The sequence below is a fragment of the Actinoallomurus vinaceus genome, from assembly GCF_039542055.1.
Taxonomy (GTDB): domain Bacteria; phylum Actinomycetota; class Actinomycetes; order Streptosporangiales; family Streptosporangiaceae; genus Actinoallomurus; species Actinoallomurus vinaceus.
Genome location: NZ_BAABHK010000033.1, coordinates 61,707 through 75,876, shown reverse-complemented (window position 1 = coordinate 75,876; position 14,170 = coordinate 61,707). Strand labels below are relative to the sequence as shown.

Below are 14,170 nucleotides of genomic sequence, written 5' to 3'. Positions count from 1 at the left end.
CTGGCTTTTAGCACACTGTTGAGTTCTCAAGAAACGGACACACACCGTCCGGAACCTGTTTCCAGTTCCCGTCTGGGGCTTGTTTCCTCAATCTTACCGATTTGTTTTCCTTTGTCGAATCGACCGACTCGGGAGAACTTCTCGGCCCCACCCAACACAGCACCGAAGTCCAAGACCTCAGAAACTGCCTTTGGGAAGGTCCCGGCGACCGCACCACCAGACGGTGTCACGTACTCGAGCCGGGCTGATAGATCAATAGTACCCCATCTCAGAGACTCATCACGCCAGTCCCGACAACGGACGCCGAGGATCGAGGGATCTGCCGGCCCTTCACCGCCGATGGCGGCGGCTGAACCACTCCGCGATCGACCGCTTGTAGCCGTCCGGCATGCGCAGCCCCGACACCTCTGGCTCGCGGAAGAGCGCGGCTTCCGCATGCTCATCGCTGACCCGGAGCGGCCGGTCGGTCGTCAGCTCGCACCCGTAGGTGACGATCAGCACGTCCGCCCCGGGAGCGATGTGGTAGTCCCACGAGTCGAGGATCGCCGCGATCGTCACCGGCCAGGACGCCTCTTCGAGGATCTCCCGCGCTACGCAGGCCTCGGGGGATTCGCCCAGCTCGAGTTTGCCGCCCGGCAGTTCCCATTCATCTCGCTCGTTCCGCAGCAGCAACACCCGGTCGGCCGGGTCGAGCACAACGCCCTTGACGCTCACCGGGAACCGGTGCGCGGCGTTGCCTCGTGCGGGCGCCGCGCTGCCCGCGGTCAGGTTCTCCCCCATGCTTGGACCGCACCACGACCACGGTCCGGCAGTCAACGACGAACGCCACCGCGAGGCGTCCGTTTCCGAGCGTGACCGGTCGTCCGGCCGGCGGTCGCCGGCTATCCCTTGAGGACGGATTCGACGAACTTGTGAGCGGGCTTGGCGAGCCGATCGTGCAGTTCGAAGAAGGTCTCGGCCGCTCGCGTTCCGTTCCAGTCCGTCGGCAGGACCTCGGCGGGAAGCCCGGGATCGGAGTACGGGAGACGGCGCCAGTCCGTGAGGGCGCTGACGTGGTCCATGAACGCCTGCGCCGGATCGATGTCCGTGTGGTCGCGATAGCCGCGCAGAACCGGATCGTGACGTTCGAGGAACTCGTCGTAGAGGTTCCGCAGGCGAGACAGATCCCACCACCCGGGGACCTGATCCCTGACATCGGTGAACGCCAGGTGGTGCGCGTGGAAGAGATTGACGTACGCGCTCAGCCCATGGCGTTCGAGGCCGTCGCGCGTCTCGTCGAGGAGGTGGGCGGGCGCGATCCAGACGCCCGCGGCGACCGTGCCGAACCCGAGCCAGGTCAGTCGCGAGCGCAGTTGGTGTCGCTTGTCGCGTTCTGTCTCCGGCACGCTGAAGACGGCCAGCAGCCAGCCCTCGTCGGTGGTCGCCCGTCGCCGTTCGAAGATGCGCCGGTCGCCCTCGCGCAAGATCTGGTACGCCTCTCGGGACAACGCGTACCCGGCGGTGCCGTCGACCTTGGTCGAGGTGAGGAGGCCGCGCCGCTTGAGGCGGAAGATCGCCGACCGGACGGAGGGCGCGTCCACGCCGCATCGGGCGAGCAGTTTGATGACCGAGGCGACGCTCATCCAGCCGCCGACCTCGCGCGCGTACAGCCCGTACACGGTGACGATCAGGGCGCGGGGTTTCGGGCCCCGGCCACTGAACTCGTCGTCATCGGCCACCACGACGCACCTCCGCGCTCACGGACGCACTCCTGGTGGGGGTGTGCTCCCTTGCGTAGCCTGGACGGTCGTCATGATATCGATTCATCACCCCGCCGCCGGTCACGGCCGCCAGCGCGCGTGCCGGGTGGCGGACCGGCCCTCTCGGATCAGCTGCAGCCGCGGCTTGGGGCCGTCGGTCCGACCGGTCTGCGGCTTGCGGCGGCCGGCCTGCCAGGGCAGGGGCCAGGTCGCTCCCGGCCCGGTGTAACCCTGTTCGACGGCCGCGTGCAACGTCCAGCCGGGGTCGTGGAGGTGGGCCCGTCCCAGGGCGCACAGGTCGGCGCGGCCGGCCAGGATGATCGAGTTGACGTCGTCGTACGAGGAGATGACGCCGACGGCGATCGTCGGTATGCCGACCTGGTTGCGGATCCGGTCGGCGTACGGCGTCTGGTACGACCGTCCGAAGGCCGGCTTCTCGTCCGGTGTCACCTGACCGGTCGACACGTCGACGGCCGCGGCGCCGGCGTCCGCGAACGCGCGGGCGATCTCCACGGCGTCGTCTCCGGTGATGCCGTCGTCGACCCAGTCGGTCGCTGAGATCCGTACCGTCATCGGCTTGTGCCGAGGCCACACCCGACGCATCGCGCGGAAGACCTCGAGCGGGTAGCGGACCCGGGCGGCGAGGTCGCCTCCGTACTCATCGGTGCGGCGGTTCGTCACCGGGGAGATGAAGGACGACAGCAGATAGCCGTGCGCGCAGTGCAGTTCGAGGAGGTCGAAGCCGGCGGCCTCCGCACGCCGCGCGGCGTCGACGAACTGCTGCTCGATCTCGTCCATGTCGGCACGGGTGAGCTCGCGGGGCACCTGGTTGACCCCTTCTTGGTACGGGAGGCCGGACGGCGCGACGACCTCCCAGTTGCCCTCGGGAAGCGGGCGGTCGATCCCCTCCCACATGAGCCGCGTGGAGCCCTTGCGGCCGGAGTGGCCGATCTGGACACCGATCTTCGCCGCGCTCTCGCGGTGCACGAAGTCGGTGAGCCGGCGCCATGCGGCCGTCTGCTCCTCGGTCCAGATGCCGGCGCAGCCGGGTGTGATACGCCCCGTTTCGGAGACGCAGACCATCTCGGTCATGACCAGACCGGCACCGCCGAGCGCCTTGCCTCCCAGATGGACCAGGTGGAAGTCGTCCGGCACGCCGTCGACCGCCCGGTACATGTCCATCGGTGACACCACGATCCTGTTGACGAGCTCGAGCTCGCCGAGGTGGAAGGGGCGGAACATCGGCGGTGTCGCGGGCCCGTCTCCGGGGCGGCGCGGCTGCCGCTCGGCGAACCAGGCGTCGACGCGTGCGACGAACTCGGGGTCGCGCAGCCGGAGGTTGTCGTAGGTGACCCGGCGGCTGCGGGTCATGATGTTGAACGCGAACTGCTCGGGCTCCTGGCCGACGTACTGTCCGAGGTTCTCGAACCATTCCAGGCTCGCCTGGGCCGCCCGCTGGGTGGACCGGACGATCGGCTTGCGCTCGGCCTCGTACGCGGTGAGCGCCTCGTCCAGGGTCGGCTGCTCGTGCAGGCACGCCGCCAGGGCCAGGGCATCCTCCATGGCCAGTTTGGTGCCCGACCCGATGGAGAAGTGGGCGGTGTGCGCGGCGTCGCCCAGGAGCACGACGTTCTCGTGCCGCCAGTTCTCGTTCCGTACCGTGGTGAAGTTGATCCATTTGCTGTTGTTCGCACGGAGAGAGCAGCCGCCCAGCTCCTCGGCGAAGATCTCCTTCACCCGCGCGATCGATGTCTCGTCCGACTCCCCCGGGGCGAGGTCCCGGGCGGCGGACGCGTCGAAGCCGGCCCTGCGCCAGACGTCCTCGTGCATCTCGACGATGAACGTGCTGCCGTGGGCGTCGAAGGGATAGCCGTGGATCTGCATCACGCCGTACGGCGTCTCCCGGACGTAGAACTTGAAGGCGTCGAACACCTTGTCCGTACCGAGCCACATGTACTTGCAGGCGCGCTGCTCCAGGTCGGGGTTGAAGGAGTCGGCGTACTTCGACCGGACCGCCGAGTTCAGCCCGTCGGCGGCGACCACCAGGTCGTGGGTGCCGGCGAGCTGCGCGACGTCGGGCGCATCGGTGCGGAAGTGGACGGTGATGCCGAGTTCGCGGCAGCGCTGCTGCATGATCTCCAGCAGCCGCTTGCGGCTCAGCGCCGCGAAGCCGTGGCCTCCGCTGGTGAGCGCCTGACCGCGGTAGTGGACGTCGATGTCGTCCCAGCGGGCGAACTCCGCCTCCATCCGGCGGTAGATGCCGGGATCGGCGTGCTCGATCCCGCCGAGCGTCTCGTCGGAGAACACCACGCCGAATCCGAAGGTGTCGTCCGGGGCGTTGCGCTCCCAGACGGTGATCTCGTGCTGCGGCCCCAGCTGCTTTGCCAGCACCGAGAAGTACAGACCGCCCGGGCCTCCTCCGATGACCGCAATCCGCACGGTGTCCTCCTCCTGCGATGACGGACCGATATGAAGGTAACGCGAAAATTCGACGGCCGTCAATGAAACGCAATACCCCCTCGATCTCGCCGAGGCCTAAGCCCGGCGCGCCCTCAGCCTCTCGTCCGGGATCACGGCGGTGCCGAGGATCTCGATCATGGCTTCCGGCTGCCACAGCTCGGTGCACCCGATGCCCGCCATGGCCGGATAGACCGGCCCGGCCATCTCCCGCCAGACCTTGCCGATCTCCTTGCCGTGCGCCTGATAGTCGGCGATGTCGGTGAGGTAGATCGTGATGCTGACCAGGTCCTCCGGTTCTCCGCCCACCTCGCGGAGCGTGGTCAGCAGGTTGCCGAACGCCTGCCGGAACTGCTCGACGATGCCGCCGTCGACGATGCGCATGTTCGCGTCCAGCGCGGTCTGCCCGCCCAGGTACAGCGTGTTCCCCTGCAGCGTGCCGTGCGAGTAGCCCCTCGGCGCGGGCAGGGCGGCGGGGTTGACGGCGATGGGCTTCACGGGAGTCCTCCTCGGCTCGAGCTCGTTATTGACAACATATGACGATCGTGAAGAATTCGACATACCAGCGGACGAAGGGACCCCGGCTCGCATGACCCCCACCTCCGAGATCCTCACGGCGGCGCTCAGCCTCACCCCTGCGGCCCCGGAGCACTTCGACGAGGCCTATGTCGCCACGTCACAGGACTGCCCGTGGCCGAAGGCGTACGGGGGCGACCTCGTCGCCCAGGCCGCCGTCGCCGCGATGCGCTCGGTCGGCGACGACCGGACGCTGCACTCGATGCACAGCTACTTCATGCGGCCGGTCGAGGTCGGCGCCGAGGTCCGCTACGAGGTCGAACGCCTCAGGGACGGGCGCAGCTACTCCACCCGGCACGTCCGCGGATACTCCGGCGGCAGCCTCGCGTACATCGCCACGGCCTCCTTCCACGCCTCCGAGCAAGGGGGCGAGTACGCCGCGGCCATGCCCACGGGCGTCCCGGATCCGGACGCGCTGCCGACCAGCGCCGCCTACCTGGAACCGATCGAGCCCGACAGCGAGGCCGGCGGCACCATGACCAAGGAGTCGAAGGCGTACTGGTCGTCGGGGCGCGGCTTCGACATGCGGCACGTGCCGGGCCCGGTCTACCTCACGGTGGAGGGAGAGCCGGTCCCGCACCAGGCGATCTGGGTCAAGCCCTTCGACGCGCTCCGGCCCGTCGAAGGGCTCACCTCCCGAGCACGGGACCTCGCCGCCCTCGCCTACGTCTGCGACTACACCATCCTGGAGCCGATCCTCCGCGTCCTCGACCTTCCGTGGGCGCTCCCCGGGCTCACGACCGCGAGCCTCGACCACGCGATGTGGTTCCACCGCCACGAGCCGATGGACGACTGGCTGCTCTACGCGCAGGAGGCGGGAGCGGCCCAGGACGGTCGCGGCCTCGGCCTGGGCCGCTTCTTCGGCCGTACGGGACGGCACCTGGCCACGGTCGTGCAGGAGGGGGTCATCCGTACGTCCTGACCACCGGCACTCCCGCGTGACCAGCTCCGCCTCACCACCGCCCGACCCCACGACCGACCGGAACGGAGCCGACCCCCATGGAACCCGATTTCAGCAAGTACCGCCTCGAGGGCGACAACTCGATGTACCGACTGCCCAGCGGCCTCGTCGCTCCCGTGGTGACGCGCGGCGGTTCGGAGGACGTCAACGCCGCCGATTCCGGCGGGGCCGTCCGGGTCTCGGGTGTCAGCATCCAGCACACCCCCGCCACCAGGCTGTGGTTCGGCAAGGTCAGCAACGAGCCCGGCTATCGCTCGGTCTCCCACCACCACGGCGAGGCCGAGACCGGGGGCTACGTCCTGTCGGGTCGGGCGCGCATCTACTTCGGCGACAGGTTCGAGGACTACGTCGACATGGAGGAGGGCGACTGGGTCTTCGTGCCGCCGTTCATGCCCCACGTCGAGTGCAATCTGTCGCGGACCGACCCGCTGGTGTGGATGACCACGCGCACACCGGAGAACATCGTCGTCAACCTGCCCGACGTCGCCGACGCGGACCTGCGCGACTGGCTGGACCGATGACGACCTCCCCGCCGGCCCCCTCGTACTCCGCGCACCTGGACACCTTTACCCGCGACCACCTGCCTCCCGCCCGCCTGTGGCCGACGATCGAGTTCACCACGCCGGACCTGCGCTACCCGGACCGGCTCAACGCCGCCACCGAGCTCATCGACGTCCCGATCGCGACGTTCGGGGCCGACCGGCCGGCGCTCCGTACGCCGGCTGGGGAGATCTGGTCCTACGGCGAGCTGCGGACGCGGGCCAACCAGGTCGCGCAGGTGCTGACGGAGGATCTCGGCCTGGTCCCGGGACAGCGTGTCATGCTCCGCTCGCCCAACAACCCGTGGACGGTCGCCGCCTGGCTCGGCGTGCTCAAGGCCGGTGGCGTCGTCGTCACCACGATGGCCGCACTGCGCGCCCGGGAGATCGCCCCGATCGTCGAGCGGACCCGGCCCTCGATCGCGCTGGTCGACCACCGGTGCGCCGAGGACGCCTACACCGTCCGGGACACCACACTGCCGTCGCTGACGGTCGTGGAGTACGGCGGCGCCGGTCCGGGGGATCTCATCGCCCGCGCCGCCGTCAAGTCCGGTGCGTTCACCGACGTGGAGACGTCCGCCGAGGACGTGGCGCTCCTCGGACCGACCTCCGGCAGCACCGGCGTGCCGAAGATCACCATGCACTTCCACCGGGACATCCTGTCCATCGACAACACCTTCGGCCGTCATGTGCTGAAGCTGGCCGCGGACGACCTGGTCGCCTGCTCCGCCCCTCTGGCGTTCACCTTCGGCCTCGGCATGCTCGTCGTCTTCCCGCTGCGGGCCGGCGCCTGCGCGCTGCTGACCGAGGCCGCCACCCCGCTGCAGCTCGCGGAGATCGTCGAGCGGGACGGCGTCACCGTTCTCGCGACGGCGCCGACGGCGTACCGGGCCATCCTGCGCGAAGGGCAGGAACGGCGGCTCGCCGGGCTCCGGACCGGGGTATCGGCGGGCGAGCACATTCCCCAGGAGACGTGGGACAAGCTGCGAGACCGGCTCGGGCTAAAGGTCATCGACGGCATCGGCGCCACCGAGATGCTGCACATCTTCATCTCGGCCGCCGGTGACGGCATCCGGCCCGGGGCGACCGGTAAGCCGGTACCCGGATACCGGGCCGCCGTCCTCGACCCCGACGGCGCGGAGCTCGGCCCCGGAGAGCCGGGCCTGCTGGGCGTCATCGGCCCGATCGGCTGCCGCTACCTCGACGACCAGCGGCAGCAGAACTACGTCCTGGGCGGCTGGAACATCACCGGAGACATCTTTCACAAGGACGAGGACGGCTACTTCTTCTACCGGTCCCGCAGCGACAACATGATCGTCTCCTCGGGCTACAACATCGGCGGTCCCGAGGTCGAGGCCGCCATCGACACTCACCCGGACGTGCTCGAGTCCGCGGTCGTCGGCCGCCCCGACGCCGAGCGCGGCTCGGTCGTGTGCGCCTTCGTGGTGCTCCGCGACGGCGTGACGCGCGACGCCGCCAAGGCCGCGGAGATCCAGGAGCACGTCAAGCGGATCCTGGCCCCCTACAAGTACCCGCGCGACGTGCGGTTCTGTGACTCCCTGCCGCGCAACGCGAACGGCAAACTGCAGCACTTCGCCCTCCGCCGGATCCTGGAGAGCGAGCAGGCCGCCTCAGCCTGACGACCGCGCGCACGCGGGAAGGTGCATCCAGCGTTACCCGGGAGTCGGAAGCCTGCACCATGGGCATCGTGCCCCGCCCGTCGGTCTAATCGATCTCATGAAGAAAGCACGCAAGAGAAGACCGATGGTGCTCGCCGGAGCCGTTCTGGCCGTCTCCGTGGCGGCCGGCACCGCGACCGCTTCGGCCGCTCCCCCGGCAGCGGGCACGCTGCCGCCACTGGACCCGGCGGTGATGCGCGCGGCGATCGCCGGGCTGCCGAACGCGACCGTGACGGGCGCGATGGTCAAGGTCACCGGGCCCGCCGGGCACTGGAGCGGCACCTCCGGCGTCGGGAACGTCCGGACCGGGACGCCCGTGCCCGCGGACGGCCGGTTCCGGGCCGGCAGCATCTCCAAGGTGTTCACCGCCGTGGTCGTCCTTCAGCTGGTCGCCGAGCACAAGGTCGACCTCGACCAGTCGGTCCAGCACTACCTGCCGGGCCTGCTGCCCGCCTCCTACCCGAAGGTCACGGTCCGGCAGCTCCTCGACCACACCAGCGGCCTGCCGACCGGCGGCAGTCTCGGCGAGCCGCAGGGTGACCCGAACCAGTGGTTCGTGGACCACCGCTTCGACAGCTGGACGCCGCAACAGATCGTCGCCGACGCGATGAAGTTCCCGATGGACTTCGCGCCCGGCACCCGGCAGCGCTACAACGGCGTCAACTACTTCGTCGCCGGTCTCCTCATCGAGAAGGTGACCGGACGCTCGTACGCCCACGAGGTACAGCAGCGGATCCTCGACCCTCTGCACCTGCGCGGCACCTACGTCCTGGACCGGCGTGACCCGCGCCTGCCCGGCCCCCACCCCCACGGCTACGTCGCGGTGACCACGAACGGCACGACCGTTCTGCACGACGTGTCAGAACAGAGCCCCTATCCGTGGGCCGAGGGCGGGATCATCTCCACCAGCGACGACCTCACCCGCTTCATCCGCGCCATCTTCCAGGGCCGTGTGGTGCCCCGCTCCGTGCTCGGCGCCATGTTCACCGTGCCGAACGTGACGTACGCCGACAAGAACAACTGCAACATCGGGCCCGGCGCCGGCCGCGCCTGTTACAGCGCGGGCCTCATGCGCGTGACGCTGCCCAACGGCCTGACGGGCTGGGGCAAGACCGGCTCCCGCCCCGGCTACACCAGCGGCATGTTCGCCACCCGCGACCTCCGCCGCGTCCTGGTCTACTCGATCAACCCCACGGGCAACAAGGACGGCTCGGAGCAGCCCTACGTCCTGAAGATCGCCGCTGCCGCCTTCGACCCGTCCCTCACGGGTTCCTGACGAGCGCCTGCCACCCGGCACCGCCCCGCCGCCCGCCCTTCGTCCCCCGGGACGGGCGGGCGGCGAGTCACTCCGGCGCTCCCGGCCGGGCAGTCGTCATGCCCTCCAGCGCGGCCTGGCCGTCACGGAGCAGGCCGACGGCGCGGGGGAAGTCCTTGAGCTGTCCGGCAAGCAGGTCCAGGGCCAGGGCGACCGAGTACGCGGGAACACCGCGCGCCGTCAGGATGTCGCGGGTCCAGACGATGAAGCGAGTGAACAGGCCGGAGTCGTCCATGTAGAGGGCGACCCCGAGGAACTCGGTGATGTGGGCGATGTCCTCGGCGGTGCGCTGACGCTGCCAGTCGCTGTAGCCGGCCATGGCCGGAAACCGTTCCTCCAGCGCGGCGAGGACCGTTGCGACGAGCCGGTGGGCACTGCGCGTGACCAGCGTGTACTCCTGGTCGGTCAGGTGCGGCAGGTCGTCCAGCGGCTGGCGGGCGGCCGCCGGGGCGAAAGGATGGGCGACGATCTCTTCGAGGATGCCGGCCGCCGCACGGGCGTCGGGCGCCCAGCCGTCCGCACCGAGCCGGTCGGCGTAGCGCCCGGCGGGACCGAAGGCCGCGCCGCCGACCATGACCGGGACACCCGTGGCCTGGCACGCGATGATCGTGGCGTGCGCCGTGGGCAGGCGGGTGGGGATGGAGGATGACAGGGCCAGCGCGTCCGGTCCCGTACGGTGCAGCTGGTCGATCAGGTGCGGGACGGGCACCTGCGCGCCGAGGAAGTCCACCTGCCGGCCCCGCAGCCGCAGAGTCTCCGCCAGCAGTCGGGCGGGCAGGGCGTGCCACTCCCCGTCGACGCATGCCACCGTGATCCGGCCCCGTCCCGGCTCCTGAAACGCGTGCGTGTGGTGGGCCACGGCGGCGATGACACGGTCGTTGATGGCCGTCGCGGTGTGCTCCTGAGCGACACCGATTCGGTTCGCCGCCCATTCGACGCCGACCTTCGCCTGCACCGGCGCGATCACGTCCAGCAGCGCCGACTCAGGGTCCAGGCCGGCGTCCACCGCCGACAGTACGACCTCCACGGCGGCGTACTCGTCGCCCTCGTGGACGGCGTCCCACAGCCGGGCGGAAAGAGCTTCGGTGGCGCTCCGGTCGGGGGTCGAAGCGGTCATCGCCGGGATTCCCGGCCTCGCGGGTATCGCTCCGCCGCTTTCGGGCGTTCGCCGTGCGGCGCGGTGATCGCGACAATGGCCATGTCGTCCTGTTCCCGGTTCCCGGCCCACTGCGCCACGAGCATCTGCAGGCGTTCCACGATTGCTTCGGCAGGCATCCCCGCGCATTCGGACAGCGTGTCCATCAGCCGCTGGTCGCCGAAGAACACTGCCTCGCCGAGCGGGCCGCCGCGGGCCTCGGTGATGCCGTCGGTGTACAGCACACAGGTCTCGCCCGGCGCCAGCTCGACCTGGGCGGTCGTCGCTTCGACGCCGGAGAACGCGCCGATCAGGTCGCCGTGGGTGGCCGCCTTCTCGATACCGCCGTCGGACCGCACGACGAGCGGGGGCGGATGCCCGGCGCTGGTCAGTCTGAGCCGGACGCGGTCACCGGCCCGTACCGCCGACGCCAGCACCAAGGTGGCGAACCGGCTCGATTCAGTGTTCAACAGCGCCCCGTTGAGCAGGGACAGCATCCGCATATGGTCGTCGGCCATGGGCAGCAGCGCGTGGAGCGCCGTGCGGATCTTGCCGGTGGTGACCGCCGCCTCCAGCCCTTTGCCGCACACGTCGCCCAGGACGACGAGGGACTCGGCGGATTCGTCGGCACCCGGATGGATGTCGTAGAAGTCACCGCCGATGAGCTCGCTGCGCACGGACGCGCGATACGCGCCGGCGAAGTCGACGCCGTGGACGTGGTGCAGCCGGGGCGGCAGCAGCTCGCGCATGAGGACCGCGGTGATCCCGGCCTGCTCGGCGTACATGCGGGCCGCCGACAGGGCCGCGCCGGCCCGAGCGGCGAAGAGCCGGGCGGAGACCTCCTCGTTCTCGCTGAACACCGGCCGGTCGCTGCGGCGCAGCAGGATGAGAGCGCCGGCCGGGATGCCGTATCCGGGCAGCGGCGTCACCATCACCGCACCGACCGGTCCGCTGAAGGCGTCCGGAACGGCCCAGGACGGCAGCTCACCCGGGACGACCCGGCGGGCGGGCACCGGTGGGAAGCCCTGCAGTGCCTCGCTCAGCCCGGGGACCTCGACGGGGTCGGCCTGCACCGTACGGCGGAGTACGCCGCCGCCGCGGACCGCGAAGGCCACCGGCAGCCGGTCTCCCACACTGGGTGCGACGACCACCGCCGCGTCGGCCAGGTGCTCGGCCGCCAGCCGTACCGCGAGCTCCGTGCACCGGTCGATGTTCAAGGTCGACAGCAGGGCTGTGGACGCCTCCGCCAGGAAGGTCGCGCGCTGTCGCTCCGCCGGCTCGGTCTCGGCACGCCGCCGGTCGGTGGCGTCGACCAGCCACCACATCACATTCCCGCCCGGCACGCGGGTCGGATACGCCTCGAAACTGCGCTCCCCCGCCTGTCCACGCGAAGGCTCGGCCCCAGCGCCAGGCCGGCCCACGACCCGGTGCGCCTCCGCCAGCCACCCGGGCATCGTCGCGGCGAGGCTCGCCCCCGGCTCGGCTCGCGGGAACAGCCGGACGGCGGCCTCGTTGAGCTCGACCACCCGGCCGGCGGCGTCGACCATCACCACGGGGTACGGAGCGGCGCCCCACAGGGCACCGGTAACCCGCCCTCGGCCCCGCCGGTCCGCGGAAGCAGCGCTGGAAACGTCCACCCGTCGGGCCCGCGGCCTCGCGAGCCCCACCGCCCTTTCAGTCGAGAACGTCGCTAGGCCCTTGCCACGCTAGTCGCTCGCCGAAAGTGCCTGGTCGGAGGCCCTGACCGTGCGCGGTCTCAGTCGGCGGAGCCCAGTTCGGGAAGGTTCTCGGCCAGCGGCACGAACTCCGTCACCGACAGGAGCCCGTCGTGATCGGTGTCGTACTCGGCGAACAGCGCCTTGACGATGCCCGACAGATCGTTCACCTCGGCCGCCGGGAACATCCCCGCGATCGCCGCGGTCACCTCATCGACGGTGAGCCGCCCATCCCCATCGGTGTCATATCGAGCGAACACCGCCTCGTACTGATCGGACATGATTCCCTTCCACCAGAGCGACCGTGGCCCCCGATCGTAACCACCGGCACAGTGTTCACGCACCTGAGATGATCGGTTCACGCCTTCATTACCAGCGACGACGATCGTGCTCCCGGATATCGATCGATAAGGAGTCCTGATGGCCGAGTCCCAGAATGAGTCACGCGACCAGGTCGCCAGGCGGCAGGTCCTGCGCGGGCTGGGTGGGCTGGCCATCGCCGCGCCCGTCCTGGCCCGGCCCGGCAGCGCCGCGGCACTGGTGACCACCCCGGACCAGGCCGGAGCGCCGGCGCCGGAGCAGCTGCACCTGCAGTTCGGCGCGGACGCCGCCCGTGAGGTGGCGGTGTCCTGGGCCGCGCCGCAGCGGGTCCGTCGTCCGGTCGTCCGGCTCGGCAGGCCGGGTCACGGGCTCGGTTCGGAGATCGAGGCCGAGGAGCGGGTCTACACCGAGGCCCTCACCGGGGAGACCGTCTACACGTACCACGCCGTCCTGCCCCGGCTCGCCGCCGACACCCGCTACGAGTACCACGTGGCGCACCGCGGCGCGGCGCCGCTCGACGGGTCGTTCCGCACGGCGCCCCACGGCCGTTCCAAGGGCTTCCGGTTCACCAGCTTCGGTGACCAGGCAATTCCCGCCAAGGTCGGCAAGGGGCTCGGGCCGGCCACGCCGAACGCCGGCTACATCGTCGACGCCGTGGAGCGGCTCGACCCGCTGTTCCACCTGCTCAACGGCGACCTCTGCTACGCCAACGTCAGTGACGCGCCCGTACAGACGTGGCAGTCCTTCTTCAACAACAATCAGCGTTCGGCGCGCAATCGCCCGTGGATGCCCGCTGCGGGCAACCACGAGAACGAGGTCGGCAACGGGCCGGAAGGCTACCTGTCGTACCAGACCCGCTTCACGTTGCCGCACAACGGATCGCGGGAGTTCTCCGGCAACTGGTACGCCTTCACGGTCGGCCCGATCCGCGTGATCTCCATCAACAATGACGACGTGTGCCTGCAGGATGGCGCGTTCAGCGCGTACCGGCGCGACAATGTCCCCGGATACGCGGCGAAGGGGTACGACCCCTACATCCGCGGATACAGCCACGGGGCGCAGAAGGCCTGGCTGGAGCGGACGCTCCGCGCGGCGAGCCATGACCCCGCCATCGACTGGATCATCGTCTGCATGCACCAGGTCGCGATGTCCTCCGCGCACTTCAACGGCGCCGATCTCGGCATCCGTCAGGAATTCCTCCCTCTTTTCGACAAGTACGGCGTCGACCTCGTCGTGGCCGGGCACGAGCATCATTTCGAGCGGACCTTCCCGGTCAAGGGGGTGCTGCCGGGCAGTTCGCTGCTCACGCCGGCGCCGCAGGCCACCGATGCCTCCGTCATCGACACCACCAAGGGCGCCGTGCACATGATCATCGGTGGCGGCGGGCACTCCTCCGCGACACCGTGGTCGGCGTTCGACTCACCGCACGACGGCGTCGTGATCTACGACGTGGGCCCCGGCGACCCGACGACCCAGCGCGCTTCCAAGACCACCACCGAGCCCGCGCCCTGGTCCGCGTACCGCGACCTGCAGCGGCCGTACGGCTTCGCCGCGTTCGACTTCGAGCCGCACGCCCCGGGCGGGAACACCGAGATCACTGTCACCCACTACGGCGCCGACCTCGGCTCCGCCGACTACCAGCAGCTGGACCGGTTCGTGCTCCGCAAGCCCCACGGCGGGCACCGGGCGTGACCATGTGATCGAGCGACGTCCCGTGGGCGCCCGCCCGGTGC

At 70.1% G+C, this 14,170-nt stretch carries 12 protein-coding genes; 5 read left to right on the top strand and 7 right to left on the bottom strand.

Annotation, left to right across the window (positions count from 1 at the left end; translation table 11 throughout):
- Positions 1-330: 330 nt before the first annotated feature.
- The 4 genes from ABEA24_RS52550 to ABEA24_RS52535 all read right to left on the bottom strand — a co-directional run bounded on the left by ABEA24_RS52550 (position 331) and on the right by ABEA24_RS52535 (position 4,694).
- Positions 331-780: an NUDIX hydrolase gene (locus tag ABEA24_RS52550; RefSeq protein ID WP_345444349.1), complete on the bottom strand. Its 450-nt coding sequence runs from the start codon at positions 778-780 to the stop codon at positions 331-333.
- 101 nt (positions 781-881) lie between these two features.
- Positions 882-1,718 carry a PaaX family transcriptional regulator gene (locus ABEA24_RS52545; RefSeq protein ID WP_345444348.1) on the bottom strand — a complete coding sequence of 279 codons (837 nt, stop codon included), beginning with the start codon at positions 1,716-1,718 and terminating at the stop codon, positions 882-884.
- A gap of 102 nt (positions 1,719-1,820) precedes the next feature.
- Complete coding sequence (locus tag ABEA24_RS52540) at positions 1,821-4,178, bottom strand: bifunctional salicylyl-CoA 5-hydroxylase/oxidoreductase (RefSeq protein WP_345444346.1); 2,358 nt, start codon at positions 4,176-4,178, stop codon at positions 1,821-1,823.
- A gap of 96 nt (positions 4,179-4,274) precedes the next feature.
- The gene (locus ABEA24_RS52535; protein ID WP_345444344.1) at positions 4,275-4,694 is read right to left on the bottom strand and encodes a RidA family protein; all 420 of its coding nucleotides are present in this window, start codon (positions 4,692-4,694) and stop codon (positions 4,275-4,277) included.
- A 91-nt stretch (positions 4,695-4,785) separates the two neighbouring features.
- On the opposite strand from ABEA24_RS52535, the gene ABEA24_RS52530 reads away from it, so the two are divergent.
- The 4 genes from ABEA24_RS52530 (at position 4,786) to ABEA24_RS52515 (ending at position 9,227) form a co-directional block, all read left to right on the top strand.
- Complete coding sequence (locus ABEA24_RS52530; protein ID WP_345444342.1) at positions 4,786-5,694, top strand: acyl-CoA thioesterase; 909 nt, start codon at positions 4,786-4,788, stop codon at positions 5,692-5,694.
- A gap of 77 nt (positions 5,695-5,771) precedes the next feature.
- Positions 5,772-6,254 carry a cupin domain-containing protein gene (locus ABEA24_RS52525; protein WP_345444340.1) on the top strand — a complete coding sequence of 161 codons (483 nt, stop codon included), beginning with the start codon at positions 5,772-5,774 and terminating at the stop codon, positions 6,252-6,254.
- Positions 6,251-7,912, top strand: coding sequence for an AMP-binding protein (locus ABEA24_RS52520; RefSeq protein ID WP_345444339.1), 1,662 nt, complete (start codon positions 6,251-6,253; stop codon positions 7,910-7,912). Before ABEA24_RS52525 ends, ABEA24_RS52520 begins: the two co-directional genes overlap by 4 nt.
- A gap of 97 nt (positions 7,913-8,009) precedes the next feature.
- Positions 8,010-9,227, top strand: a complete 1,218-nt coding sequence (locus tag ABEA24_RS52515; protein ID WP_345444337.1) for a serine hydrolase domain-containing protein — start codon at positions 8,010-8,012, stop codon at positions 9,225-9,227.
- Positions 9,228-9,294: 67 nt separating this feature from the next.
- Here the strand turns inward: ABEA24_RS52515 and ABEA24_RS52510 are convergent, their stop codons facing one another.
- The 3 genes from ABEA24_RS52510 to ABEA24_RS52500 all read right to left on the bottom strand — a co-directional run bounded on the left by ABEA24_RS52510 (position 9,295) and on the right by ABEA24_RS52500 (position 12,397).
- Positions 9,295-10,383 carry a cobalamin B12-binding domain-containing protein gene (locus ABEA24_RS52510; RefSeq protein WP_345444335.1) on the bottom strand — a complete coding sequence of 363 codons (1,089 nt, stop codon included), beginning with the start codon at positions 10,381-10,383 and terminating at the stop codon, positions 9,295-9,297.
- On the bottom strand, positions 10,380-11,948 hold the full coding sequence (locus ABEA24_RS52505) for a PP2C family protein-serine/threonine phosphatase (protein WP_345444333.1): 1,569 nt from the start codon (positions 11,946-11,948) through the stop codon (positions 10,380-10,382). The genes ABEA24_RS52510 and ABEA24_RS52505 overlap by 4 nt, the downstream gene beginning before the upstream one ends.
- Before the next feature lie 209 nt (positions 11,949-12,157).
- Positions 12,158-12,397: an EF-hand domain-containing protein gene (locus ABEA24_RS52500; protein WP_345444331.1), complete on the bottom strand. Its 240-nt coding sequence runs from the start codon at positions 12,395-12,397 to the stop codon at positions 12,158-12,160.
- Positions 12,398-12,536: 139 nt separating this feature from the next.
- Between ABEA24_RS52500 and ABEA24_RS52495 the strand changes: the two genes are divergently transcribed.
- On the top strand, positions 12,537-14,129 hold the full coding sequence (locus tag ABEA24_RS52495; protein WP_345444329.1) for a purple acid phosphatase family protein: 1,593 nt from the start codon (positions 12,537-12,539) through the stop codon (positions 14,127-14,129).
- The last annotated feature ends 41 nt before the right edge of the window (positions 14,130-14,170 follow it).

Excerpts from the sequence above, each read along its gene's own strand:
- ABEA24_RS52505 (WP_345444333.1), bottom strand. The coding sequence starts at position 11,948 with ATGGTCGACGCCGCCGGCCGGGTGGTCGAGCTCAACGAGGCCGCCGTC.
- ABEA24_RS52530 (WP_345444342.1), top strand. The coding sequence starts at position 4,786 with ATGACCCCCACCTCCGAGATCCTCACGGCGGCGCTCAGCCTCACCCCT.
- ABEA24_RS52500 (WP_345444331.1), bottom strand. The coding sequence starts at position 12,397 with ATGTCCGATCAGTACGAGGCGGTGTTCGCTCGATATGACACCGATGGG.
- ABEA24_RS52510 (WP_345444335.1), bottom strand. The coding sequence starts at position 10,383 with ATGACCGCTTCGACCCCCGACCGGAGCGCCACCGAAGCTCTTTCCGCC.
- ABEA24_RS52525 (WP_345444340.1), top strand. The coding sequence starts at position 5,772 with ATGGAACCCGATTTCAGCAAGTACCGCCTCGAGGGCGACAACTCGATG.
- ABEA24_RS52550 (WP_345444349.1), bottom strand. The coding sequence starts at position 780 with ATGGGGGAGAACCTGACCGCGGGCAGCGCGGCGCCCGCACGAGGCAAC.
- ABEA24_RS52495 (WP_345444329.1), top strand. The coding sequence starts at position 12,537 with ATGGCCGAGTCCCAGAATGAGTCACGCGACCAGGTCGCCAGGCGGCAG.
- ABEA24_RS52515 (WP_345444337.1), top strand. The coding sequence starts at position 8,010 with ATGAAGAAAGCACGCAAGAGAAGACCGATGGTGCTCGCCGGAGCCGTT.
- ABEA24_RS52520 (WP_345444339.1), top strand. The coding sequence starts at position 6,251 with ATGACGACCTCCCCGCCGGCCCCCTCGTACTCCGCGCACCTGGACACC.